We start from the raw sequence: 23,312 nt of genomic DNA on the forward strand, positions 1-23,312 counted from the left end.
GTACGGCCACCATGTGACAGGATCTGGCCATGCACCGGATCGCCGTACTCGCCCTCGAAGGCGTCCCTCCGTTCGAGCTCGGGATGCCGTCCCGGGTGTTCGGCAACGCCGTGGACGACTCCTGGAAGCCGCTCTACGAGGTGACCGTCTGCACCGTCGACGGGCAGCCCGTGACCAGCGACGCGGGCTTCACGGTCGGGGTCTCGGCGGGGCCCGAGGCCCTCGCGGCCGCCGATACGGTGATCATCCCGCCGGCCAACGTCATGATGGCGCTGGAGCAGGGCGTACCCCTGCCCCGGCCGCTCGCCGACGCCCTCGCCGCGATCCGTCCCGGCACCCGGCTGGTGTCGATCTGCACCGGCACCTACGTGCTCGCCGCCGCCGGCCTGCTCGACGGCCGGCCCGCGACCACGCACTGGATCAAGGCGCCGGCCTTCCAGCGGGCCTTCCCGCGCGTCAAGCTCGACGAGGACGTGCTCTTCGTCGACGACGGGGACATCCTGACCTCCGCCGGGGTCGCCGCCGGCGTGGACCTCTGCCTCTACATGATCCGCCAGGACCACGGCACGGCCGTCGCCAACCGTGCCGCGCGGCTGTGCGTCGTACCGCCGTGGCGGGACGGCGGTCAGGCCCAGTACATCGACCGGCCCGTCCCCGAACCCACCGTCGCCACCACCACCGCCACCCGGGCCTGGGCCCTGGAACGCCTCGCCGAGCCGATCGCCCTGGCCGAGCTGGCCGCCCACGCCCGGATGAGCCTGCGCACCTTCACCCGCCGCTTCCGTGATGAGGTCGGCATGACCCCGGTCCAGTGGCTCACCGGTCAACGCCTCGAAGTCGCCCGCCAGTTGCTTGAGTCCAGCGACCTCCCCGTCGACCTGGTCGCCCACCGCTCCGGCTTCGGCTCCGCGAACTCGCTGCGCCAGCACATGCGTTCCGCACTCGGTATCTCCCCGATTGCCTACCGGCGCACCTTCCAGCCCAACTCCTCTTTCCCTGCGCATCATTGATGCCCCGTCAGGACATCGGCATACTGCGTGGCCCTGCACTCTTCTTCTCAGGGGGAACCACGTGCGCAACCATCACAGCAGGGCGGGGGCGGCGGCCTCGGTCGCGGCGGCCGCCGCCCTCGCGCTCGCGGCGGGGCTGACCACCCCGGCCGCCGCAGCGCCGCCCGGGACCGGCTCGTCGGACACCCCCGGCCGGCGCGAGATCGGCCGCCCGGCCCGCCCCGACCACCCGGATCACCCTCGTCACCGGCGACCGCGTCGTCCTCGCCGCTGACGGCAGGCCCGTCTCCCTCGAACGCGGCGAGGGCCGCGCGCACATACCGTTCTCGGTGCGCACCGAGAACGGCCGCACCAGCGTCGTGCCGTACGACGCCCAACGCCGCGACGGCGTCGCAGCGGGCCGCAGTGACGCCCCGCTGGAGTCGAGCGCCCCCTTCCCGGTCCCGCCGGGCGAAGCCTCCTACGAGCTCACCACGACCACCCGGCTGAGCCCGGAGCTCTCCGCCACCTCCTCCGAGACCACGGCCACCTGGTGGTTCCGCTCCAAGGAGACGGCCGGACCGACCCCGCTCCCCGTCTCGGTGGTCCGCTTCGACGCCCGCCCGGCCCTGGACGGCACCCTGCCCGCGGGCCGCACGGCGAACTTCCCGGTAACCGTCCAGGGCCCGGCGGCCACCGCCCCGGCCACCCTGCGGGTCCAGGTCTCCTACGACGAGGGCCGCACCTGGCGCCCGCTCCACGTCCGCCACGGCAGGGTCGAGGTCCGTACCCCCGCGAAGGGCGGCACGGTCTCCCTGCGCGGCACCGTCACGGACCGGTCGGGCAACAAGTCGGAGGTGACCGTCCTGCGCGCCTACCTCGCGGGCTGACGCCCGACCCGCCGCCCGACCCGCCGCCTGCCCGCCGCCCGCCCGCCGCCCGCCGATGACCCGGGAGGTAATCGCCTCCGGGGCCACCGGCGGGCAGGATCGGAGCAACAAGCCGATCCCGCAGGGAAGAAGAGGCCCGAGATGACCGCCTACGCCATCGCCCACATACGCCCCGAGACCATGAACGAGGACATCCTCCGCTACATCGAGGAGATCCCGTCCACCATGGACCCCTTCGAGGGCCGCTTCCTCGTCCACGGCAAGGAGGTCGAGGTCGTGGAGGGCAGCTGGCCCGGTACGATCGTGATGATCGGCTTCCCTGACCTCGAGCGCGCGCGGGGATGGTACGCGTCGGAGGCCTACCAGACGCTGATCCCGCTCCGCGCGGATCACATCGCGGGAGACATCATCCTGGTCGACGGCGTCCCCGAGGGCTACGACGCCTCGAAGACGGCGGCAACCCTCCGCGAGGCCGCCGGCCTCTGACGCGGCCCCCGGGCGGGGACGGTGATTGCCCTGCGGGGCGGGTCCCCTACCCGCCCTTCCACGGTTCCCAGGGCTCCGCCCTGACCCGGCGGGGCTGAGTTCGCGGCCGCGTCGCCGGAGCCGGATGCGGGCGCGGCGTGGGCGGGGTGGGGTACCTGCGAGCATGGGAGGCATGGCCACTCACCTCATCACCGGCGCCGGCTCCGGCATCGGTGCCGCCGTCGCGGCGCGGCTCCACGCCCGCGGCGACGACCTCGTCCTGCTCGCCCGCGACGCCGCCCGCGCCCGGCAGCTCACCGACCGGTTCCCCGGATCCGGCGCGCTCGTCGGGGACCTCGCCGACCCCGACCGGCTGTCGTGGGCCTTCTCCAAGCAGGCCATCCCGGAGCGGATCGACTCGCTCCTGCACATCGCCGGCATCGTGGACCTCGGCCCGGTGGGGGAGCTGCGCCCCAAGACCTGGCACCAGCAGCTCAACGTCAACCTCATCGCCCCCGCCGAGGTCACCCGGCTCCTGCTGCCCACCCTGCGCGCCTCCCACGCCACCATCGTCTTCGTGAACTCCGGCGCCGGCCTCGCCGCCCACGCCGACTGGAGCGCGTACGCCGCCTCCAAGCACGGGCTGAAGGCCCTCGCCGACTCGCTCCGGGCGGAGGAGAAGGAGAACGGCATCCGCGTCACCTCCGTCTACCCCGGCCGCACCGCCACCCCCATGCAGGCCAAGGTCCGCTCGCAGGAGGGCGAGTCCTACGACGCCGCCGACTGGATCGACGCCGAGTCCGTCGCGACCACCATCGTGATGGCCGTCGACCTGCCCCGCGACGCCGTGGTCACAGACCTCACCGTCAGGCCCGGCCGATGAGCGCGAGCCGCACCGGCGGAGCCACCGGAGTCGGCTCGCTCCCCGGCGGCGACGCCCGCGAGGCCGCCAAGACCGTTACCGGCTCCTTCGAGGAGTTCCCGTACCTCGCCGAGCTGCCCGCCCGCGGCCCCGGCTCGGACATGATCGGCCGTTCCCTCGGGCTGCTCGTGGACATGTACGCGCACGTCGAGCCCAGCGGCTGGCGGATCAGCGACCGCCCCGGCCGCGACAGCAAGCGGGCCCGCTCCTGGCTCGGCGAAGACCTGGACGCCCTGGAGGAGTTCACCCAGGGATACCAGGGCCGGCTGAAGGTCCAGGCCGTCGGGCCGTGGACGCTGGCCTCCGCCCTGGAACTGCACGGCGGCGAAGCCGTCCTCCAGGACCCGGGCGCCTGCCGGGACCTGGCCGGGTCGCTCGCGGAGGGCGTCCGCGAGCACCTGGCCGACGTACGCAAGCGGATCCCCGGCGCCGAGATCGTCCTCCAGTACGACGAGCCCTCGCTCACCGCGGTCCTGCTCGGCCGGGTGCGCTCCGCCAGCGGCTACCGCACCTACCGCGCCGTCGACCGGCAGGTCGTCGAGGGGACGCTGCGCGAGCTGTTCGCCGTCCACGACGGTGAGGTGATCGTCCACTCCTGCGCCCCCGAGGTGCCCTTCGGGCTGCTGCGACGCGCCGGGGTCTCGGGCGTGTCGTTCGATTTCTCCTTGCTCACCGAGCGCGAGGATGACGCCATCGGGGAAGCGGTCGAAGCCGGTACGAAACTCTTCGCCGGAGTGGTGCCCGGGACCGACGGCCCGTTGTCAGACCCGGGCGGTAGCGTCATGGGTGTCAGGAAGCTTTGGCGCAGGCTGGGGCTGACCCCGGGGACTCTGGCGGAGTCCGTCGTGGTCACCCCGGCGTGCGGTCTGGCGGGCGCTTCGCCCGCCTACGCACGGGCGGTTCAGGCGCACTGCGTCAGGGCGGCGAGGTCGCTCGCCGACAACCCTGAGTGATGGATCGAGACGGGTCACGGGAGGACACGGCATGGCAGCCGAACAGAAGCAGGGCAGCGATACGGCCGTACCGGCGGAACTGCGCGAGCAGCACGCGCTGATCGCCGAGCAGGTCGAGGAGCACCGCTTCCGGTACTACGTGAACGACCAGCCGGTCGTCAGCGACGCCGAGTTCGACAAGCTGCTGCGCTCGCTGGAGGCGCTGGAGGAGCAGTACCCGGAGCTGCGCACGCCCGATTCGCCCACCCAGAAGGTGGCCGGGGCGTACGAGACGGACTTCGCCTCCGTGGAGCACCGCGAGCGGATGCTCTCCCTCGACAACGCCTTCGACGACGAGGAACTGGCGGCCTGGGCCGAGCGCGTGGCCCGGGACGCCAACACTTCCGACTACCACTACCTGTGCGAGCTGAAGGTGGACGGCCTCGCCGTCAACCTCACCTACGAGAACGGTCGCCTGACCCGCGCCGCCACCCGCGGCGACGGCCGCACGGGCGAGGACATCACGCCCAACGTCCGCACCATCGCCGACATCCCCGACCGGCTGAAGGGCGACCGGATCCCGGCCCTTGTCGAGATCCGCGGCGAGGTCTACTTCCCGATGGAGAAGTTCGAGGAGCTCAACGCCCGGCTCGTCGAGGCCGAGGGCAAGCCCTTCGCCAACCCGCGCAACGCGGCGGCCGGTTCGCTGCGCCAGAAGGACCCCAAGGTCACCGCGAGCCGCCCGCTGCACATGGTCGTCCACGGCATCGGCGCCCGCGAGGGCTTCGAGATCGAGAACCAGTCGCAGGCGTACGGGCTGCTGAACGAGTGGGGCCTGCCCACCGCCCAGCACAACAAGGTGGTCTCCACGCTCGCCGAGGTCCGGGAGTTCATCGCGTACTTCGGAGAGAACCGCCACTCGGTGGAGCACGAGATCGACGGCGTCGTCGTCAAGCTCGACGAGATCGCCCTTCAGGGCCGGCTCGGCTCCACCGCGCGCGCCCCGCGCTGGGCCATCGCCTGGAAGTACGCCCCCGAAGAGGTCAACTCCAAGCTGATCGACATCAAGGTCGGCGTGGGCCGCACCGGGCGCGTGACCCCGTACGCCCAGGTGGAGCCGGTGACGGTGGCGGGCTCGGAGGTCGAGTTCGCGACCCTGCACAACCAGGAGGTCGTCAAGGCCAAGGGCGTGCTCATCGGGGACACCGTCGTCCTGCGCAAGGCCGGCGATGTCATCCCCGAGATCCTCGGGCCGGTGGTCGACCTGCGGGACGGCAGCGAGCGGGAGTTCGTCATGCCCGCCGAGTGCCCGGAGTGCGGGACGCCGCTGCGGCCGATGAAGGAGGGCGACATCGACCTGCGCTGCCCCAACGGGCAGACGTGTCCCGCGCAGTTGCGCGAGCGGCTCTTCTACCTCGGCGGCCGCCAGTGCCTGGACATCGAGAACTTCGGTGCGGTGGCCGCGGCCGCGCTGACCCACCCGCTGGAGCCGGCCGAGCCGCCGCTGCGGGACGAGGGCGACCTCTTCGACCTCACCATCGAGCAGCTCCTGCCCATCAAGGCGTACGTGCTCGACCCGGACAGCGGGCTGCCCAAGCGGGACCCGAAGACGGGCGAGGAGAAGATCGTCACGGTCTTCGCGAACCAGAAGGGCGAGCCGAAGAAGAACGCCCTGTCGATGCTGGAGAACATCGCGGCCGCCAAGGACCGCCCCCTGGCCCGCATCATCAACGGCCTGTCGATCCGGCACGTCGGGCCGGTCGCGGCGGAGGCACTGGCCCGGGAGTTCCGCTCCATCGAGCGGATCGAGCAGGCGACGGAGGAGGAGCTGGCCGCCACCGACGGGGTCGGCGCGATCATCGCCGCCTCCCTCAAGGAATGGTTCGCCGTCGACTGGCACCAGGAGATCCTGCGCAAGTGGCGGGCGGCCGGTGTCCGGATGGAGGAGGAAGGTTCCGGCGAGGACGAGGGGCCGCGCCCGCTGGAGGGGCTGACCGTCGTCGTCACCGGAACTTTGCAGAGCCACACGCGGGACGGCGCGAAGGAGGCCCTGCAGAGCCGCGGAGCCAAGGTGACCGGGTCCGTCTCGAAGAAGACCTCCTTCGTCGTGGTCGGCGACAACCCCGGCTCGAAGTACGACAAGGCCGTGCAGTTGAAGCTCTCGATCCTCGACGACGCCGGATTCGCCGTCCTGCTGGAGGAGGGCCCGGACGCGGCGCGCGCGGCCGCGCTCCCGGTGGACGGCGACGCCGCAGCGGAGTAGCGAAGGCGAACGGATGCGTGGCGGGCGGCCGTACGAGCGGGCGCGCGCCGGGCGCGGACGGCGGTGGCACCCGCGGGGGCACGGCTGGTACCGGGCCCCCGCGAGGCCGGTACAAGGCTGGTGGCGGGCCCATGACCTGTCGGATCATCGGACGGGCGGCCGGGGGGGCCTGGTCCAAACTCACCCGTTCGGCGGATACCGTACTGATGAGGATGGCTGGGTCGTATTCGGGCAACCGCCGCCGACCGCTGCCCCTGGGTGCCTCCCGCGTCCTACTGTTGAGGGGTGCGCCTGTCGTGCACGGCTGCTTGACGCGCTTCCAGCCGTGATGGCATGACATCGGGGCCATCGCGTGGCATCGGCATCGCCGGCTGTGAGAGGGACGGGCATGAAACCCACCGAAAGCGCCGACCCGTCACCAGACTTCGGCGGGGAGTTCCCGTCCATGCGGACGGGCCGGCTCGGTGTCCTGGGGTCCAGGACACCGCAATCGCGACCGCTCGACACCGGAGCGGGCACGGGCCGGGCGGGCCGCAGCGCCGTGCTGCCCTCTCTCATCGTGGGGCTCGCCGCCGTCGTGCTCGGCGTCGGCGTCATCACCGCGCTGACCAGCCGTCACGCCCTGTTCCCCGGCGGCCCGGTCGGCTGGGCGCTCGCCCTGCTCACCGGCATCATCGTCGGCCACCTCGTCGCCCTCGGCCGCGACCGGTGGTGGGGCGGCACCGGATCGGGCGCGGCCCTCACCCTCGGCGTCCTCATCCTCTACGGATGGGTCCCCGCCGGCCTGGTCTCCCTCGCCGTGGTCTCCCTCGTCGGCGCCGCCCGCCGGCACCGCTGGCGCCAGGGCCTGCTGCACGGAGCCACCGACATCCTCGGCATCGGCGCGGGCGCCCTCGTCCTCGCCGCGTTCGGCGAGTCGCCCTCCGTCGAGCACCCGTGGCAGCCCACCGGCTGGGAGCTCGACGCGGTCCCCGAGGTCATCCTGGTCGCCCTCGCCTACCTGCTCGTCACCCGCGTCCTGCTGTGGCTCGCCCTCGCCCCGAGCGGCGGGGGACTGCCCACGGTCGCCCGTACCGCACTGCTGCGCCAGGCCCTGGTCGCCGTCGCCCTCCTCGGCATCGCCCCGCTGATCTGCGTGGTCGCCGAATCGCAGCCGGTGCTGCTGCCGCTGTTCGCCGTACCGCTGATCGCCCTGGACTCCACGCTGTGGATCGCCCGCGCCCGCGCCGAGGAGCAGCTGCGGGACCCGCTCACCGGACTGCCCAACCGGCAGTGGCTGCTGGAGCGGGCCTGGAGCGCGCTCGACCAGGCCGAACGTTCCGGCACCCGCGCGGCGCTGGTGCTGATCGACCTGGACCGCTTCCGCGCGGTCAACGACACCCTCGGCCACCTCGCGGGCGACCGGCTGCTCCTGCAGATAGCGGACCGGCTGCGCCAGGCCCTGCCCCCGGACGCCGAGGCGGCCCGCCTGGGCGGCGACGAGTTCGCCGTCCTGCTGCCCGTCGCCGACTCCACCACCAGCGCCCAGCGGATCGCCCGCAACCTCGTCGCCGAACTCAGCTCCCCCCTCGACCTGGACGGCCTGACCCTGGTGCTGGAAGCCAGCGCCGGCCTCGCCGTCTTCCCCGACCACGCGCTGGACGCGGAGGGACTCCTGCGCCGCGCCGACGTCGCCATGTACCAGGCGAAGCGGGACCGGACCGGAGTCGAGGTCTACGAGTCCAAGCGCGACAGCAACACCCCCGACCGGCTCGGCCTGCTGGGCGACCTGCGCCGGGCGCTGGACGCGGGCGAGGTGGAACTGCACTACCAGCCGAAGGTCCGGTTCGACGGCAAGGTCGCCGGGCTGGAGGCGCTGGTGCGCTGGGTGCACCCGGAGCGCGGGCGGGTCCCGCCGGACGAGTTCATCGCGATCGCGGAGACCTCCGGGCTGATGCCCCACCTGACCGAGTACGTACTGGAGACCGCGCTCGCGCAGGTCGCCCGGTGGCGGGCCCAGGGCCTCAAGGTCCCGGTCGCCGTCAACGTGTCGCCGCGCGACGTCCACACCCCCGGCTTCGCCGGCGCCGTGGCCGCGCGCCTCGCCCGGCACGGGGTCCCGGCAAGCGGGCTCCAGCTGGAGATAACCGAACACGTCCTGCTGGAGGACCCGCAGCGGGCCGCCGACACCATGGCCGGGCTGACCGGCCACGGCGTGAAGATGTCCCTGGACGACTTCGGTACGGGCTACTCCTCCCTCGTCCACCTGCGGCGGCTGCCGGTCAGCGAACTGAAGATCGACCGCTCGTTCGTGGCGCGGCTCGCGGTGGACGCCCAGGACGCGGAGATCGTCCGCTGCACGGTCGACCTCGCCCACTCGCTGGGCCTGCTGGTCGTCGCGGAGGGCGTCGAGGACGACGAAACGTGGGAGCGGCTGCGCGACCTGGGCTGCGACGCCGTCCAGGGCTGGCTGGTCGCCGCCGCGATGCCTCCGCAGGAGGCGACGGCCTGGCTGCTGGCCCGCGGCGAGCGCGGCTGGCGGCGGCCCGCGGACATCACGGCGGAGCTGGCGGCGGAGACCGCCGCGGCGGCGGCGTCCCAGACGCCGTGAGGTACGTCGAGGCACCGGCGCGGTACCGCCCCGCGCCGGGGGACCCGCCGTCCGTCTTCCTCGCGGGCGGCATCACGCACTGCCCGCCCTGGCAGCCGCAGGCTGCGCGGGAGCTGGCCGACTTCGTCGTGCTCAACCCGCGGCGGGCGGACTTCGACGTGTCCGACCCGTCGCAGACGGACGTCCAGATCGCGTGGGAGTACGCGCACCTGCTGCGGGCGGAGCTCACTCTGTTCTGGTTCCCGGCATGCGATGCGGCCCTCACGGTCCAGCCGATCACCCTGTACGAACTCGGCGCGGCCGTGGCCACCCCGGGCCGGCGCCTGGTCGTCGGCGCCGACCCCGGCTATCCGCGCCGTGCGGACGTCGTGACGCAGCTGGGGCTGTCCCGCCCGGACCTCACGGTCCACTCGACTCTCCCCGAAGCGGTGGCTGCAGCCCGCGCCGAGCTGACCGTTCCGGCCTGACGACTGCCCTGCGGGGCTGTCCCCTACCCACCCTTCCACCGTTCCCTGGGGCTCCGCCCCAGACCCCGCGCCTCAAACGCCGGCGAGGCTGGTTTTTGCCGCGCAGCGGCAAATCCAGCCCGTCCGGCGTTTGAGGACCGGGTCCGGGCGGAGCCCGGGGAACGGGCGAAGGGTGGGTAGGGGACTTCGCCCCGCGCAGCGGCAAAGGGTGCTGCGGGGACTTCGCCCCGCGCAGCGGCAAGGGTCGCAGCTGGGCGCGGGCTCCGCGCAAGCCGCCGCGGACGGCCCCGCCGCACGGTGGAATCGGCCCGCGCGGGGGCTTCGTACCGCCCCCGGGGGAAACCGGGGCGCCGGGCGGGGGCGGGGCCCCATAGGATTGGGGCCGAAACCTACACACTCGAACCCCCAGAGGATCGCTGCATGCCTGGCATCACGCGCGAGGAGGTCGCCCACCTCGCTCGGCTGGCACGTCTGGAGCTGAAGAGCGAAGAGCTCGACCACTTCGCTGGACAGCTCGACGACATCATCGGCGCGGTCGCCCGCGTTTCCGAGGTCGCCGACCAAGACGTCCCGCCGACCTCCCACCCGCTGCCGCTGACGAACGTCATGCGCGCGGACGAGGTCCGTCCGTCGCTCACCCCCGAGCAGGCGCTTTCCGGCGCTCCCGCCCAGGAGCAGCAGCGTTTCAAGGTGCCGCAGATCCTGGGGGAGGACTAATCACCATGGCTGACATCAACAGCACCATCGACATCATCAGGCTCACGGCCGCCCAGACCGCCGAGAAGATCGCTTCCGGCGAGCTCACGGCCGTCGAGGTCACCGAGGCCCACCTGGCCCGCATCGGGGCGACCGACGAGAAGGTCAACGCCTTCCTGCACGTCGACCGCGAAGGCGCCCTCGCCCAGGCCGCGGCCGTCGACGCCAAGCGCGAGCGCGGCGAGAAGCTCGGCCCGCTGGCCGGCGTACCGCTCGCCCTCAAGGACATCTTCACCACCGTCGGGATCCCCACCACCGTCGGTTCGAAGATCCTCGAAGGCTGGATCCCGCCGTACGACGCCACCCTGACGCGCAAGCTGAAGGAAGCCGACGTCGTCATCCTCGGCAAGACCAACATGGACGAGTTCGCCATGGGGTCCTCCACCGAGAACAGCGCCTACGGTCCCACCGGCAACCCCTGGGACCTCACCCGGGTCCCCGGCGGCTCCGGCGGCGGCTCCGCGGCCGCGCTGGCCGCCTTCCAGGCGCCGCTGGCCATCGGCACGGACACCGGCGGTTCCATCCGCCAGCCTGCCGCCCTCACCGGCACCGTCGGCGTGAAGCCCACGTACGGCGGCGTCTCCCGCTACGGCATGGTGGCCTTCTCCTCCTCCCTCGACCAGGGCGGCCCCTGCGCCCGTACGGTCCTGGACGCGGCCCTGCTCCACGAGGTCATCGCCGGTCACGACCCGATGGACTCGACCTCCATCGACGCCCCGGTCCCGCCGGTCGTCGAGGCGGCCCGCAGCGGCTCCGTCGCCGGCATGCGCGTCGGTGTCGTCAAGCAGTTCGCCGGTGAGGGTTACCAGGCCGGCGTCGTCCAGCGGTTCAACGAGTCCGTCGCCCTCCTCAAGGAGCTCGGCGCCGAGATCGTGGAGCTGGACTGCCCGTCCTTCGACCTCGCGATGGCCGCGTACTACCTCATCGCGCCGTCCGAGTGCTCCTCGAACCTGGCCCGCTTCGACGCCATGCGCTACGGCCTGCGCGTCGGCGACGACGGCACCAAGTCCGCCGAGGACGTCACCGCCCTGACCCGCGAAGCCGGGTTCGGCGACGAGGTCAAGCGCCGCATCATCCTCGGTACGTACGCGCTCAGCTCGGGCTACTACGACGCGTACTACGGCTCCGCCCAGAAGGTCCGCACGCTCATCACGCGGGACTTCGAGAAGGCCTTCGAGCAGGTCGACGTGATCGTCTCCCCGACCACGCCCACCACCGCCTTCGCGATCGGTGAGCGCACCGACGACCCGCTGGCGATGTACCTCGCGGACCTGTGCACCATCCCGACCAACCTGGCCGGCAACTCCGCCATGTCGCTGCCCTGCGGCCTGGCCCCGGAGGACGGTCTCCCGGTCGGGCTCCAGATCATCGCCCCGGCGATGAAGGACGACCGCCTGTACAAGGTGGGTGCCGCAGTCGAGGCCGCCTTCGTCGAGCGCTGGGGTCACCCGCTGCTTGAGGAGGCTCCGTCGCTGTGAGTTCGAGTACGAGTGCGCTGTCCAAGGCCAAGGGCTTCAAGAAGTCCAAGTCCGGTACGTACCTGTCGATCGGCACCACCGCATTCGGTGCCTTCAGCGTGGTCAAGCAGGCCAAGAAGGCCCGCACCGAGCACGACACGCTGAAGCTGATCGACGCCGTCGTGTCCGCCGCCGCCATCGTCACCGGCCTCGCGATCCTGTACCGCGAGCTGAAGCGTCTCGGCGACGACGACGTCCTGCTGGGCTGAGAGGGAATTTCCACTGTGACTGCCATTGAACTGCTGTCGTACGAGGACGCCCTCGCGTCGTACGACCCCGTCATGGGCCTCGAGGTCCATGTCGAGCTCGGCACGAAGACCAAGATGTTCTGCGGCTGCTCGACCGAGCTGGGCGCCGAGCCCAACTCGCAGACCTGCCCGGTCTGTCTCGGCATGCCCGGCGCGCTGCCGGTCGTCAACGAGATCGGCATCGAGTCCGCCATCAAGATCGGTCTCGCGCTGAACTGCGAGATCGCCGAGTGGTGCCGCTTCGCCCGGAAGAACTACTTCTACCCGGACATGCCGAAGAACTTCCAGACCTCCCAGTACGACGAGCCGATCGCCTTCAACGGCTTCCTCGACGTCCAGCTGGAGGACGGCGAGATCTTCCGCGTGGAGATCGAGCGCGCCCACATGGAGGAGGACACCGGCAAGTCGCTGCACGTCGGCGGCGCCACCGGCCGCATCCACGGCGCGTCCCACTCGCTGCTGGACTACAACCGCGCCGGCATCCCCCTCATCGAGATCGTCACCAAGCCGATCGAGGGCGCCGGCGAGCGCGCCCCCGAGGTTGCCAAGGCGTACGTCGCCGAGCTGCGCGAGGTCATCAAGGCGCTCGGCGTCTCCGAGGCCCGCATGGACAAGGGCCAGATGCGCTGCGACGTCAACCTGTCGCTGCGCCCGACCCCCGAGTCCGAGTTCGGCACCCGCAGCGAGACGAAGAACGTCAACTCGCTGCGCTCCGTCGAGCGCGCCGCCCGCTTCGAGATCCAGCGCCACGCGGCGGTGCTCTCCTCCGGCGGCTCGATCGTGCAGGAGACCCGGCACTTCCACGAGGAGGACGGCTCCACCACGGCCGGCCGCATCAAGGACAACGCCGAGGACTACCGGTACTTCCCGGAGCCCGACCTGGTCCCGATCGCCCCGGCCCGCACCTGGGTCGAGGAGCTGCGCTCCGGCCTGCCGGAGATGCCGCGCGTGCGCCGCAACCGCCTCCTGGAGGAGTGGGGCGTCACCGAGCACGACATGCAGTCGATCCTCAACGCGGGCGCGGTGGACTCCATCGTCGCCACCATCGAGGCCGGCGCCGACTCCACGGCCGCCCGCAAGTGGTGGATGGGCGAGCTGGCGCGCAACGCGAACGAGCAGGGCGTCGTCGTCGACGAGCTGCCCATCACCCCCGTCCAGGTCGCGCGCGTCGCGGCCCTGGTGGCGGCCGGTGAGCTCAACGACAAGCTGGCCCGCCAGGTCCTCGAAGGCGTGCTCGCCGGCGAGGGCACCCCGGACGAGGTCGTCGAGAAGCGCGGCCTGAAGGTCGTCTCGGACGAGGGCGCGCTCGGCGCGGCCGTCGACGAGGCCATCGTGGGCAACGCGGGCATCGCCGACAAGATCCGCGGTGGCAAGATCGCCGCCGTCGGCGCACTGGTCGGAGCGGTCATGAAGACCACCCGCGGCCAGGCCGACGCGGCGCGCGTCAAGGAGCTCATCCTGGAGCGCCTGGGCGTCTCGGAGTAGTCGACGGAGTAGTCGGCGGAGTCGATCTGCGCATGCCTGAAGGCCCCGTACCGGTGGATCCGGTACGGGGCCTTCGTGGTCTCAGCGCCCCAGTACAGGGGCGGCGATGACGACGGTGCCGTTGTCGCAGCCCTTGTCGACCTTGATCCGCAGCCGCAGGGCGCCGCTCACGTCAAGGGTGTGGGTGATCGGCTTGCCCAGTTGCACGAGCTCGGAGAAGCCTGCGGGCCGGCCGTCGAGGGAGAAGCTGATCCGCCCCTTCTCGTTGGTCGAGCCGTCGTCGATGCCCACGATGAAGTCGAGCTTCTTCCAGGCGCGGTTGAGGTCGAACTCGGTGTACGTGTCGCTGTAGCAGCGGCGTTCGGCGACGAACGCCGCCCCGTACTCCTTGGTGTCGATCTTGGCCGGCCGGACCTCGAACCCGCCCAGGTCCGTGACCGGGCTCATGACGGTCAGATCGGCGGCATTGACTCCCGGAGCGACCCCCGACGGGGGCTGGGAGCCGGTCGCCGTCGGCTGGGCCGTCGGGTCGTCGGACGCGGACGCGGACTCGGACGGGCTCGGCGTCGGCGTCGGGGTGGGGGCCGGGTTGCCGGGGGCCGAGGGGGACGAGGCCGCCTTGTCCCCGCCGGACGCCGTGTTCGAGCCGTCCGCGTCCTTCTTGTCCCCGAGCAGCTTTACGCCGACCACGGCGCCGCCCGCCACCACCAGAACGGCGAGCAGCGCCCCGAGCGCCAGCCCGGTCCGCCGCTTCTTGCGCGGGGGCGGCGCAGGCGCCGGTGCCGGTTCCGTGGGGGACACGGCCACGGGCGCCGGACCGTACCCCTGCGGCACGCTCGCCTGGACCGGCGGCGGGGTGTACGCGGGCTCGGTGGGCGGCGCGGAGTACACGGGCTGTGCGGGCGGCGGTGCGTACGCCGGCTGCGCCGGGGGACCGGCCGGGGGACCGGCCGGGGGACCGGCCGGGGGACCGGCCGGGGGGCCGGTGGGAGCCGCCACCACGGGAGCCGCCACCGGAGCCGCCGGGGCCACCGGTGGCTGCTGGGGCGGGGCCACGGGCTTCGGCGGGGCCGCTGCCGGAGCGGGGACGGGGGCCGCGGCCGGGGGAGTCGCCGGTGGTGCCGGCACCGCGTCCTGGACCACCCGCTGGGAGGTGGACGTGGTGGTGGACACCACCGCGCGGCGGATGTCCTTCATCCAGCCCGCCAGGTTCAACGGCCGCTTCAGCGGGTCCGCGGCGTAGATGGAGGCGATCCGCTCCCGCTGCTCCGCGTCCAGCACGGCGAACTGCGGCAGCCGTACGAGGGCCCCCGCCAGCAGTTCGGGCGTCGAGGGCGGGGACTCTCCGCTCAGCAGGAAGTACGCGATGGCCCCGAAGGCGTACCGGTCCGCGCCCGGGGTCCGCTTCCCCTCGAAGACCTCCGGCGCCGCGTAGCCCTGGGTGAACCACACCTCCGCCGTCTGGTGGTCCGCGGTCAGCTTGCTGAGGCCGAAGTCCACCAGGGTGGCCTGCCCGTGCACGTCGACCATGACATTGCCGGGGGACAGGTCACCGTGGATCACCTGACGCCCGGAGGGGGTGGCCTTCCCCGAGTGCAGCCAGTCCAGTACGTCGGCCAACTGCTCCAGCGTGCGCATCACTTCGCGCCGCTCGGCGGCCGTGGCGAGGGTCCGCTCGGCCCGCCAGTCCCGCAGGTCGAGACCGTCGACGTGGTTCATGACCAGGACCAGCGCCCGCCCGGTCAGCGTTGAGGACTCCCCGGGCCGGTGGATCGGCGGCCCCTCGAAATGCTCCCGTACGCCCACGACGCCGGGCCGGTGGACGAAGCGCAGCAGTTCCGCCTGCTCGTTCCACTTCTGGCTGATCCGGTCGAAGACGTCCGGGGTGATCGTGGTCTTGGAGTCGAGGACCTTCACGACGACGGGCTCGGATCCTCCCGCGAGCTCGATCTCCGCGAGATAGAGCACGGCCTCCCCGCCGCGCCCGATGGACCGGAGCAAGCGGTAGCGGTCCGCTGCCGCGTCCGGCCCGATGTGCAGATTCTGGCTGGTCAATTTCCCCCCAGCGCCGGTTGTTTGAGTGGGGGTCAGCTTCCCGGCGCGGGAGGGTGGTGGTCAAGCTGCGGAGGTTACGAATGCGGACCAAGCGGAGGGGGCCACGGTCAGGACGGGGCCTTCGGTGACCTTGGAGTCGCGGACGTGCACGGCGGCGGGGTGGGCGGCCACCTCTACGCAGTCGCCACCCTCGCTACCGCTGTAGCTGGACTTCCGCCAGTGGTAGGCGACTTCGAGGCAGTTGCCGCCCTCGCTACCGCTGTAGCTCGACTTGAACCAGGTCAGTGCGCGGGTCATGACTCTCCTAGCAGGTCGTCCAGCAGGCGCTTGCTGTCCTCCATGGACAGCGCCTGGTTCCGCAGGATCCCATATTTGAGGGTCAGCGGATGGACCTCCTCGGGGTCGTCCAGCAGGAAGCTCACGCCCTGCCCCTCGATGTACGCGAGCTGGTCGTGGTCGCCCGTTTCCAGCAGCACCATCGGTCCGTCGAGCGCAGCGTGGGTCTCCCGGGCGGTAGCCATGATCTGGAGTCCCAGAAACGGGAGTTCGGCCATCTCCCGCATGTGGCGGAGCTGGGCCAGGAGGACTTCCCGCCCTCCGACGGGACGTTCGAGGACGGACTGTTCCAGGATGAAGTGCATCATCGGCGGCCAGGGTTTGCGGGCCAGCATCGACTGGCGGCCCAGTCGGGTAGCCGTCTGGACCTCGACCTCCTCAGGGGTGAGCGGGGGGTACAGCGAGCCGAAGACGGCCGCCGCGTACTCCGGTGTCTGGAGCAGCCCCGGAATAACCGAGTTCTCGTACGAGAACAGACTCTCCGCGTCCCGCTCGTGCGTAATGAAGTCGATCGCGAACGCCGGGTACCGCTCCCGCTTCGGGATCTTGTCGAGCGAGCTGCTCAACAGCCCGCCCGTTCCGAACAGTTCGTCGAGCGTCGCCGCCATGCGCGGCTGGAGCAGGCGACGGCCCTGCTCCATGGAGGCGATCGTCTCCGGGTCGGTGTGCAGCCCCTCGGCCAGGGCCGCTTGCGTGTAGCCCGCCTGCTTGCGGAAATGCGCGGCCATCGCGCCCAGGACGCGCCAGGAGACGTTCCGCTGGGGCTTGTTGTTGTCTGCCATGACTGCGACATCCCCGTGCGGAACGGAGCTGACGCACCGTCGACCCGTACAGCACCCGTACAAAACCGGCCCGACCCGGTGGCCGGGGCCGAGCGGCCGGTCTCAGGCGCCCGTGGCGCCGTCGACGGCCTCGCGGAGGAAGTCCGCGTGGCCGTTGTGGCGGGCGTACTCGTGGATCATGTGCAGCATGAGCAGGCGCAGCGAGGCGTCCTCCTCCCACTTCTCGACGCGCACCGTCGCGTCGAGGGACTCGGCGGCCGCCTCCACCGCACGGGCGTGCTCGACCTCCGCGCGCCAGGCCGCGAAGGCCTCGGCGCGGGTTGAGCCGGAGGCGTCGTAGGCGGCCTGGAAGTCGTGGGTGTCCGACCACAGGTGGGGGACCTCGGCCCCGCCGAAGGTGCGCCGGAACCAGTGCCTCTCCACCTCCGCCATGTGCCGGACCAGCCCGAGCAGGGACAGGGTGGAGGGCGGGGACGACTGGCGGCGCAGCTCCTCGTCGGTGAGGCCCTCGCACTTCCAGGCGAGGGTGGCCCGGTGGAAGTCGAGGTACGCGCGGAGCGTCTCGCGCTCGCCCCCGGCGAGGGGAGGGGCGACGCGGTGGGCGGATTCTGGTGTTGCTGCCATGGCTGAGATCTTGCCCCGTTGGTCCCGGTCGGTGGAAGGCGTTCGCCCCTATCTGGGCACCCTTCTTTGATCGGGGCGACAGAGCTGCTGTCCGGCCACGCCGACTACGCGGCCGCCGGCCACGCCGCGCACCCCGGCGCACGCCTCCTCGGCCCGTACTTCGTCCTGCTTGCCCTCGCCTCCGTCACGGCCTGCGCCATCGCCCGCGCGGTCTTCGGAGACCGGCCGTTCCTGGTCCTCGAGGCGATGCGGGTGGGGCAGGCCGGGCAGTACCTGCTCTTCGCGGCCCTCGGAGTCCTCGCGGGCACCGTCGGGATCGGCTTCATGCGCTTCCTGTACGCGGCCGAGGACCTGTGCGACCGGCTGTGGCGCGGCCCGCAATGGCTGCGCCCGGCGGTGGGCGGGCTGCTTGCCGGCACTGCCCCAGATGTACGGAGTCGGCTACCCCGTCCTTGAGGGCGCGGTCCACGGGAAGTACGCCCTGGGCCTGCTGCTGCTCCTGATGCTGGGCAAGATCCTGGCGACGAGCACACGGTGTACACGCTGAAGCTGGCGCGCAGGGGGATCGAGCTGGCGGCGTAGGGGGTCGGGGGCTACCCCTCCCAGACCCAGGGCACGGTCACGCCCAGGACATCGAAGCCCAGCCGTTCCAGGATCGGGCGGCTGTCCTGCGATGCGTCGACCTGGAGGTAGCGGATGCCCCGGTCCGCCGCTACGCGGGCGCGGTGGGCCACCAGGAGGCGGTAGATGCCGTGACCTCGCCATTCCGGGACGGTGCCGCCGCCCCACAGGCCGGCGAAGGGGCTTCCCGGGCGCATCTCCATCCGGGCCGCGCTCACCGGGGTGTCGCCCGCCATGGCGACGACGGCTTCGATCGTGTCCGGCTCGTCCCTCAGCAGGTTCAGCATCAGGTCTTTGATGCGCGGGCGATCCGCGCCGAAGGCGCGGCGGTGGGCCTCCATCATCAGGTCCACTCCCACCTCGTCGGTCACCACCCGCAGCGTGATGCCCTCCGGTGGTTCCACCGACAGCGTGGCGAGGTCCTCCACCCGCCCCACCAGCAGTGTTTCCGCGGGCTCCGCCACGAAGCCGGCCGCGCGCAGCCGGTCCCCGAGGTCGGCGGGGCGGTCGTGGCCGTACAGCTTCCACTCGAACTCCGCCGACGGGACCTCGCCCCGATCGGCCAGCTCCGTGAAGAACGCCACCTGCTCCGCGATCGCCGCGTCCGCCGTGTGCTCGTCGAGGTCCGACCAGAGCACCATGTTCCCTCCGGGGCCGGGCACGATCTGCCGTACGACCGCGCCCGCCCGTTCCACGCGCGCGTCACTGGTGTCGGGCCGCGCATCCCGCCGCATCACGGAGTCGAACTCGGCGCGCACCTTCAGCAGGTCATCCGGATCCATCGTCATCCGGCCAGCTCACCAGCCGCCGACGGGTCCGACAACTGCATTAACCTCAGCCCGTGAGCGACCACAGGCCCCCCATCCACCCCTCCGCACACTCCTCCGCACCCCCCATCCACCCCTCCGTCTACACCGGCAAGGCCGCCCCCGACGCCGCCGTCGACCGGGGCTGGCTGCTGGGCCACTTCAAGGAGTCCGGCGATCCCCGCCACAGCGAGGACGTGGAGATCAAGTGGGGCGTCCACCCCAAGGGCGAGGAGCGGGCGAGCTGGGTGCGCGGAGAGTCCCGTACGGCGTTGCAGGTGCTGATCAGCGGACGGTTCCGGCTGGAGTTCCCCGGCCGGAGCGTCGTACTGGCCGACCAAGGGGACTACGTCGTGTGGGGGCGCGGAGTCGACCACTCCTGGTACGCGGAGGAGGACTCGGTGGTGCTCACCGTGCGCTGGCCCTCGCTGCCGGGCTACCGCACCGACGAAGAGCCCGACGACCGCCCCCACGACCTCCCGGCCGACCACCCCCAAGACCGCCCCCACGGCCACCCGGCCGACCACCCCCACGACCAGTCCGGACGGACCTCCGCTCCGAACCCCCTGTGACCATGGTCCCGGACCTGCCCGAACACCTGTGACGCTGCCCACGATGGCCGCCAACGATCACGCGACGCTGCGATCGTGGAGGTGTAGACCAACCGCCCCACTAAAATTCCAGACGCCAATTCCAGACGCCCAGCGTTCAGTTTTCAGTGTTCACACGTTCTTTGCGACGGGCCCTTCCCCGGTAAAGATCCGAACCACCAGGGAGCCCGTCCGTTGTCAGCCCTCGCACGCTGGTGCATGCGGCACCGACTCGTCGCCGTCCTGCTCTGGCTCCTCGCCTTCGGCGGGACCGCGGCTGCCGCGGTCGGCGCCGGGACGGCGTTCTCCAACGACTACGAGGTCCCCGGCACCGAGTCCGCCAAGGCGCACGCCCTGCTGCGGGAAGGCTTCCACGGGCAGGGCGGCGACACCGACACCATCGTGTGGCGGGCCCCGGACGGGCAGAGCGTGCGGACGCCGGCCGTGCAGGAGCGCATGACGCGGGCCCTCGACTCCATAGCCGGGCTGCCCGGTGTCGGATCGGTTGCCGGCCCCTACGGTCCCGGGCCCGACAGCGGGGCCCGGATCAGCCGCGACGGGCGTACCGCCTACGCCGTGGTCACCTTCGACCGGCAGGCCGACTCGGTGCCCAAGGGCGAGGCGAAGGCCGTCGTGGACGCCGCGCGGAACCCCACGACCCAGGCCGACGGGCTCCAGGTCGAGCTCGGCGGGCGCGCCATCGGCCTCACCGAGGCCCCCTCCGCGCACCTCGCCGAGGTCATCGGCGTGGCCATCGCCGCGTTGGTGCTGTTCCTGGCCTTCGGGTCACTGGCCGCCAGCCTGCTGCCCATCGCGACCGCCCTGGTCAGCGTGGGCACCGCCTACTTCGGCATCGCCCTGCTCGGTCACGCGATGCCGGTCGCCGACTTCGCCCCGATGCTCGGCAGCCTCGTGGGCCTCGGGGTGGGCATCGACTACGCGCTGTTCATCGTCACCCGCCACCGCAAGGGCCTCAAACGCGGACTCCCGGTCGCGGAGGCCGCCGAGAGCGCCGTCGCCACCACCGGCCGGGCCGTGGTCTTCGCCGGGGCGACCGTCTGCATCGCGCTGCTCGGCATGCTGGTGCTCCGGCTGAACTTCCTGAACGGCGTCGCCATCGCCGCCTCCCTCACCGTGGTCCTGACCGTCGCCGCCTCGGTGACCCTGCTGCCCGCGCTCCTCTCGTACATCGGCATGCGCGCGCTGTCCCGCCGCGAGCGCCGCAAGCTGGCCGCCGAAGGTCCGCAGCCCGACGCGGTCACCGGCTTCGCCGCCCGCTGGTCCGCCTTCGTCGAGCGGTACCCGAAGCTGCTCGGCCTGGTCGCCACGGTGGTCATGGTGGTGCTGGCACTGCCCACGCTCTCCCTGCACCTCGGCACCTCCGACCAGGGCAACAACCCGGCTACGTCCACCACCCGCAAGGCCTACGACCTGCTCGCGGAGGGCTTCGGCCCGGGGATGAACGGCCCGCTGACCGTGGTCGCCCGCCTCGGCGGGGCCGGCGACCGGGTCGCCGTGGACGCGCTGGCCGAGTCGCTCCGTACGGCCAGGGGCGTGGCCGCGGCCGGACCGGCGGTCTTCAACCGCAGCGGCGACACCGCCGTCGTCAACGTCGTACCGGACTCCTCCCCGCAGTCCCGGGCCACGAGCGAGCTGGTCGACAGGCTGCGCGAGGACGTCATCCCGCGCGCCGGACACGACAACTCGATGCAGGTGCACGTCGGCGGCGTGACCGCCGGGTACGACGACTTCGCCGAGGTCATCGTCGGCAAACTGCCGCTCTTCGTCGGGGTGGTCATCGCACTCGGCTGCGTGCTCCTGCTGCTGGCCTTCCGCTCCATCGGCATCCCGGTCAAAGCGGCCGCCATGAACGTCGCCGCCGTCGCCTCCTCCTTCGGAGTCGTCGTCGCGATCTTCCAGTGGGGCTGGGGCAGCGAGGCGCTGGGGCTGGGCAGCGCGGGGCCGATCGAGCCCTTCCTCCCGGTGATCATGGTCTCGGTGCTCTTCGGGCTGTCCATGGACTACCAGGTCTTCCTCGTCAGCCGGATGTACGAGGAGTGGCTGGAGACGGGGGACAACCAGCGGGCGGTGCGCGTCGGCCTCGCCGAGACCAGCCGGGTGATCAACTCGGCGGCCGTCATCATGATCTCCGTCTTCCTGGCCTTCGTACTCAGCGGCGACCGGCTCATCGCCATGTTCGGCATCGCGCTCGCCGCGGCCGTCGCCCTCGACGCCTTCGTCCTGCGGACCCTCCTCGTCCCGGCCCTGATGCACCTGCTCGGCGGAGCCAACTGGTGGCTGCCGGCCTGGCTGGACCGCCGGCTCCCGAAGATCAGCATCGAGCCCCCGGAGCGCCGTCCGCATGCGAAACTTCCCCTGCAGCGGCCCGGCGCGGACCCCGTCACGAGCGAGGACGCGGCCGAGCCCGCGACCAGCTCCCGGTGATCCGGCCACCCGCCACCCGCCGCTCGACAGCCAAGGAAGAACGCGCATGTTCTCGATAGACCTCGCCGACGACGCCCAGCTGTTCCCGCTGGAGGCCCGGCACGCTGAGGAGTTCTTCGCCCACATCGAACGCGGACGCGAGTTCATCGGCCAGTACGTCGGCTTCCCGGACCGGTCGTCCGACCTTGAGTCCGCCCGGGCCCTGCTGGCCAAGTACGCGCTCACGGCGGGGGAGGACGGCGCGCGGTTCTTCGGCATCCGGCTCGGCGGCACCCTCGTGGGCGGCGTGCTCTTCCCGGCGTTCGACGCGGGGACGGGCAACTGCGAGATCGGCTGCTGGCTGGAGCCCGCCGCGGCCGGCCGCGGTCTGGTGACGAAGGCCTGCCGCGTCCTGATCGACTACGCATTCGGCGAGCGCGGCATGCACCGCGTCGAGTGGCACGCAGCCTCCGGCAACAAGAAGAGCCTCGCCGTGGCCGAGCGCCTCGGCATGACCCGTGAAGGCGTCATGCGCCAGAACCACCTCCACCGGGGGGTCCGTCAGGACACCGAGATCTGGGCGCTCCTCGCCCACGAGTGGTCCGCGGCCCGCCCCGCCTGACCACCCCGCGCACCCGCCCGCTCCCGCGCCGCGCACCCGCCCGCTCCCGCGCCGCGCACCCGCCCGTTCCCGCGCCGCGCACCTGCCCGTTCCCACCCCGCGCACCCGCCCGTTCCCGCCCCGCCCCGAGCATCCCGGGGGGCCGGGGCGGGGCGCTGGCCGCTGCCCGGCCGGATTCTCAGGAACCTCTCAGAAAAGCCGCCTACGGTGCCCCGCATGGACACCACCAAGACCCCCGCCCCGACCGCTCCCGAGGCGGACTCCCCGGCCGACCTGAAGAAGGCCGCCACCGACGAGACGACCGCCCCGGCCGCCGCGGACACCGCCGCCACCGAGGAGGTCACGGGCGAGGAGCTCGCCACCGACCTCGACGACGAGCTCGACGAGTTCGACGCCACGGCCGACGAGCAGCAGAGCAGTGGTGTCGCCTCCGGAGCCTCCGCGATCGTCGCCGCCGGTCTCGGCCTGATCGCCCTCAGCGGCAGCTGGACCTCCCGCGTCATCGGCGAGCGCGAGACCCTCAAGGGCCAGATCAGCTCGGCCACCGCCACCACCACCGAGGACAAGATCGAGGCGCTGTACGGCAACGCCTGGCACATGACCGCCCTGGTCAACGGCGTCCTGTCGACGATCGCGCTGCTCATCGCCGTCTTCGTGCTCGCCCGCCCGGCCTTCGGCGCCCCCGGCCGCACCCTCCCGGCCTGGGTCCGCTCCGTGTCCTGGGCCGCCGTCGTCATCGCGGCCATCGGCGTGCTCGCCTTCGCGTTCATGTACGTCCTCGCCCTCCCGACGGCCCCCGACGGCGCCGCCTAGGCCGTTCGCTGTCCGTTCGCTGCCGCCCGGCGGCCCGCCTAGATGATTGATTCCAAGGGGTAGCTGTACGGACGCGAGGGTGCCCACTCTCAGTTTGTGACGACCGAGATAGACA

21 protein-coding genes and 1 pseudogene are annotated in these 23,312 nt (G+C 72.0%); 17 read left to right on the forward strand and 5 right to left on the reverse strand.

The window, feature by feature from the left end; genetic code table 11:
• Nucleotides 1-29: 29 nt before the first annotated feature.
• From MTF69_RS20375 to gatB, 12 genes are all read left to right on the forward strand, one after another.
• Nucleotides 30-1,010, forward strand: coding sequence for a GlxA family transcriptional regulator (locus MTF69_RS20375; protein WP_243336343.1), 981 nt, complete (start codon nucleotides 30-32; stop codon nucleotides 1,008-1,010).
• A gap of 329 nt (nucleotides 1,011-1,339) precedes the next feature.
• Nucleotides 1,340-1,879 (forward strand): hypothetical protein, encoded by a 540-nt coding sequence (locus MTF69_RS20380; RefSeq protein ID WP_243336344.1) that lies wholly within the window; start codon nucleotides 1,340-1,342, stop codon nucleotides 1,877-1,879.
• Nucleotides 1,880-2,020: 141 nt separating this feature from the next.
• Entirely contained in the window at nucleotides 2,021-2,365 is a 345-nt protein-coding gene (locus tag MTF69_RS20385; protein ID WP_243336345.1) for a DUF1330 domain-containing protein, read from the forward strand.
• A gap of 172 nt (nucleotides 2,366-2,537) precedes the next feature.
• On the forward strand, nucleotides 2,538-3,227 hold the full coding sequence (locus tag MTF69_RS20390) for an SDR family oxidoreductase (protein WP_243336346.1): 690 nt from the start codon (nucleotides 2,538-2,540) through the stop codon (nucleotides 3,225-3,227).
• Nucleotides 3,224-4,219 carry a methionine synthase gene (locus MTF69_RS20395; RefSeq protein WP_243336347.1) on the forward strand — a complete coding sequence of 332 codons (996 nt, stop codon included), beginning with the start codon at nucleotides 3,224-3,226 and terminating at the stop codon, nucleotides 4,217-4,219. Before MTF69_RS20390 ends, MTF69_RS20395 begins: the two co-directional genes overlap by 4 nt.
• Nucleotides 4,220-4,250: 31 nt before the next feature.
• Entirely contained in the window at nucleotides 4,251-6,461 is a 2,211-nt protein-coding gene (gene ligA / locus MTF69_RS20400; protein ID WP_243336348.1) for an NAD-dependent DNA ligase LigA, read from the forward strand.
• Nucleotides 6,462-6,906: 445 nt separating this feature from the next.
• A complete protein-coding gene (locus tag MTF69_RS20405; RefSeq protein ID WP_374323440.1) occupies nucleotides 6,907-9,051 on the forward strand; it encodes a putative bifunctional diguanylate cyclase/phosphodiesterase in 2,145 nt (714 codons plus the stop codon).
• Nucleotides 9,048-9,518 (forward strand): nucleoside 2-deoxyribosyltransferase domain-containing protein, encoded by a 471-nt coding sequence (locus tag MTF69_RS20410; protein WP_243336350.1) that lies wholly within the window; start codon nucleotides 9,048-9,050, stop codon nucleotides 9,516-9,518. Before MTF69_RS20405 ends, MTF69_RS20410 begins: the two co-directional genes overlap by 4 nt.
• Nucleotides 9,519-9,938: 420 nt before the next feature.
• Nucleotides 9,939-10,235: an Asp-tRNA(Asn)/Glu-tRNA(Gln) amidotransferase subunit GatC gene (gene gatC, locus MTF69_RS20415; RefSeq protein ID WP_007266718.1), complete on the forward strand. Its 297-nt coding sequence runs from the start codon at nucleotides 9,939-9,941 to the stop codon at nucleotides 10,233-10,235.
• Between the two features lie 5 nt (nucleotides 10,236-10,240).
• Complete coding sequence (gene gatA, locus MTF69_RS20420) at nucleotides 10,241-11,752, forward strand: Asp-tRNA(Asn)/Glu-tRNA(Gln) amidotransferase subunit GatA (RefSeq protein WP_243336351.1); 1,512 nt, start codon at nucleotides 10,241-10,243, stop codon at nucleotides 11,750-11,752.
• A complete protein-coding gene (locus tag MTF69_RS20425) occupies nucleotides 11,749-12,000 on the forward strand; it encodes a hypothetical protein (protein ID WP_243336352.1) in 252 nt (83 codons plus the stop codon). The genes gatA and MTF69_RS20425 overlap by 4 nt, the downstream gene beginning before the upstream one ends.
• A gap of 15 nt (nucleotides 12,001-12,015) precedes the next feature.
• Nucleotides 12,016-13,524 carry an Asp-tRNA(Asn)/Glu-tRNA(Gln) amidotransferase subunit GatB gene (gatB, locus tag MTF69_RS20430; protein ID WP_308401431.1) on the forward strand — a complete coding sequence of 503 codons (1,509 nt, stop codon included), beginning with the start codon at nucleotides 12,016-12,018 and terminating at the stop codon, nucleotides 13,522-13,524.
• An 81-nt stretch (nucleotides 13,525-13,605) separates the two neighbouring features.
• Here gatB and MTF69_RS42930 read toward each other — a convergent pair whose 3' ends face one another.
• The 4 genes from MTF69_RS42930 to MTF69_RS20450 form a co-directional block, all read right to left on the reverse strand.
• Nucleotides 13,606-15,579: a protein kinase gene (locus MTF69_RS42930; protein WP_279345989.1), complete on the reverse strand. Its 1,974-nt coding sequence runs from the start codon at nucleotides 15,577-15,579 to the stop codon at nucleotides 13,606-13,608.
• A gap of 60 nt (nucleotides 15,580-15,639) precedes the next feature.
• Nucleotides 15,640-15,876, reverse strand: coding sequence for a DUF397 domain-containing protein (locus MTF69_RS20440; RefSeq protein ID WP_243336353.1), 237 nt, complete (start codon nucleotides 15,874-15,876; stop codon nucleotides 15,640-15,642).
• The gene (locus MTF69_RS20445) at nucleotides 15,873-16,697 is read right to left on the reverse strand and encodes a helix-turn-helix transcriptional regulator (RefSeq protein ID WP_243336354.1); all 825 of its coding nucleotides are present in this window, start codon (nucleotides 16,695-16,697) and stop codon (nucleotides 15,873-15,875) included. The genes MTF69_RS20440 and MTF69_RS20445 overlap by 4 nt, the downstream gene beginning before the upstream one ends.
• A 102-nt stretch (nucleotides 16,698-16,799) precedes the next feature.
• Complete coding sequence (locus tag MTF69_RS20450) at nucleotides 16,800-17,321, reverse strand: DinB family protein (protein WP_243336355.1); 522 nt, start codon at nucleotides 17,319-17,321, stop codon at nucleotides 16,800-16,802.
• 66 nt (nucleotides 17,322-17,387) lie between these two features.
• On the opposite strand from MTF69_RS20450, the gene MTF69_RS20455 reads away from it, so the two are divergent.
• Entirely contained in the window at nucleotides 17,388-17,777 is a 390-nt protein-coding gene (locus MTF69_RS20455; RefSeq protein ID WP_374323430.1) for a chloride channel protein, read from the forward strand.
• Between the two features lie 137 nt (nucleotides 17,778-17,914).
• On the opposite strand, the gene MTF69_RS20460 is transcribed toward MTF69_RS20455, so the two are convergent.
• Entirely contained in the window at nucleotides 17,915-18,724 is an 810-nt protein-coding gene (locus MTF69_RS20460) for a GNAT family N-acetyltransferase (RefSeq protein WP_243336384.1), read from the reverse strand.
• Nucleotides 18,725-18,837: 113 nt separating this feature from the next.
• Here MTF69_RS20460 and MTF69_RS20465 point away from each other — a divergent pair.
• The 4 genes and pseudogenes from MTF69_RS20465 to MTF69_RS20480 form a co-directional block, all read left to right on the forward strand.
• Nucleotides 18,838-19,200: pseudogene (locus MTF69_RS20465) on the forward strand (signal peptidase I); the annotation flags it as partial.
• A gap of 333 nt (nucleotides 19,201-19,533) precedes the next feature.
• The gene (locus tag MTF69_RS20470; RefSeq protein ID WP_243336356.1) at nucleotides 19,534-21,783 is read left to right on the forward strand and encodes an MMPL family transporter; all 2,250 of its coding nucleotides are present in this window, start codon (nucleotides 19,534-19,536) and stop codon (nucleotides 21,781-21,783) included.
• 46 nt (nucleotides 21,784-21,829) lie between these two features.
• Nucleotides 21,830-22,384, forward strand: a complete 555-nt coding sequence (locus MTF69_RS20475; protein WP_243336357.1) for a GNAT family N-acetyltransferase — start codon at nucleotides 21,830-21,832, stop codon at nucleotides 22,382-22,384.
• Between the two features lie 216 nt (nucleotides 22,385-22,600).
• Nucleotides 22,601-23,197 carry a hypothetical protein gene (locus MTF69_RS20480; RefSeq protein WP_243336358.1) on the forward strand — a complete coding sequence of 199 codons (597 nt, stop codon included), beginning with the start codon at nucleotides 22,601-22,603 and terminating at the stop codon, nucleotides 23,195-23,197.
• Nucleotides 23,198-23,312: the final 115 nt, after the last annotated feature.

It is taken from the genome of Streptomyces sp. AP-93, assembly GCF_022808175.1.
In the GTDB taxonomy this organism is placed as follows: domain Bacteria; phylum Actinomycetota; class Actinomycetes; order Streptomycetales; family Streptomycetaceae; genus Streptomyces.

Bases quoted from the DNA above. Each gene is read 5' to 3' on its own strand.
- MTF69_RS20375 (WP_243336343.1), top strand. From the start codon at position 30: ATGCACCGGATCGCCGTACTCGCCCTCGAAGGCGTCCCTCCGTTCGAG.
- MTF69_RS20385 (WP_243336345.1), top strand. From the start codon at position 2,021: ATGACCGCCTACGCCATCGCCCACATACGCCCCGAGACCATGAACGAG.
- MTF69_RS20390 (WP_243336346.1), top strand. From the start codon at position 2,538: ATGGCCACTCACCTCATCACCGGCGCCGGCTCCGGCATCGGTGCCGCC.
- MTF69_RS20395 (WP_243336347.1), top strand. From the start codon at position 3,224: ATGAGCGCGAGCCGCACCGGCGGAGCCACCGGAGTCGGCTCGCTCCCC.
- ligA (WP_243336348.1), top strand. From the start codon at position 4,251: ATGGCAGCCGAACAGAAGCAGGGCAGCGATACGGCCGTACCGGCGGAA.
- MTF69_RS20405 (WP_374323440.1), top strand. From the start codon at position 6,907: ATGCGGACGGGCCGGCTCGGTGTCCTGGGGTCCAGGACACCGCAATCG.
- gatC (WP_007266718.1), top strand. From the start codon at position 9,939: ATGCCTGGCATCACGCGCGAGGAGGTCGCCCACCTCGCTCGGCTGGCA.
- gatA (WP_243336351.1), top strand. From the start codon at position 10,241: ATGGCTGACATCAACAGCACCATCGACATCATCAGGCTCACGGCCGCC.
- MTF69_RS20440 (WP_243336353.1), bottom strand. From the start codon at position 15,876: ATGACCCGCGCACTGACCTGGTTCAAGTCGAGCTACAGCGGTAGCGAG.
- MTF69_RS20445 (WP_243336354.1), bottom strand. From the start codon at position 16,697: ATGGCAGACAACAACAAGCCCCAGCGGAACGTCTCCTGGCGCGTCCTG.
- MTF69_RS20450 (WP_243336355.1), bottom strand. From the start codon at position 17,321: ATGGCAGCAACACCAGAATCCGCCCACCGCGTCGCCCCTCCCCTCGCC.
- MTF69_RS20460 (WP_243336384.1), bottom strand. From the start codon at position 18,724: ATGGATCCGGATGACCTGCTGAAGGTGCGCGCCGAGTTCGACTCCGTG.
- MTF69_RS20475 (WP_243336357.1), top strand. From the start codon at position 21,830: ATGTTCTCGATAGACCTCGCCGACGACGCCCAGCTGTTCCCGCTGGAG.
- MTF69_RS20480 (WP_243336358.1), top strand. From the start codon at position 22,601: ATGGACACCACCAAGACCCCCGCCCCGACCGCTCCCGAGGCGGACTCC.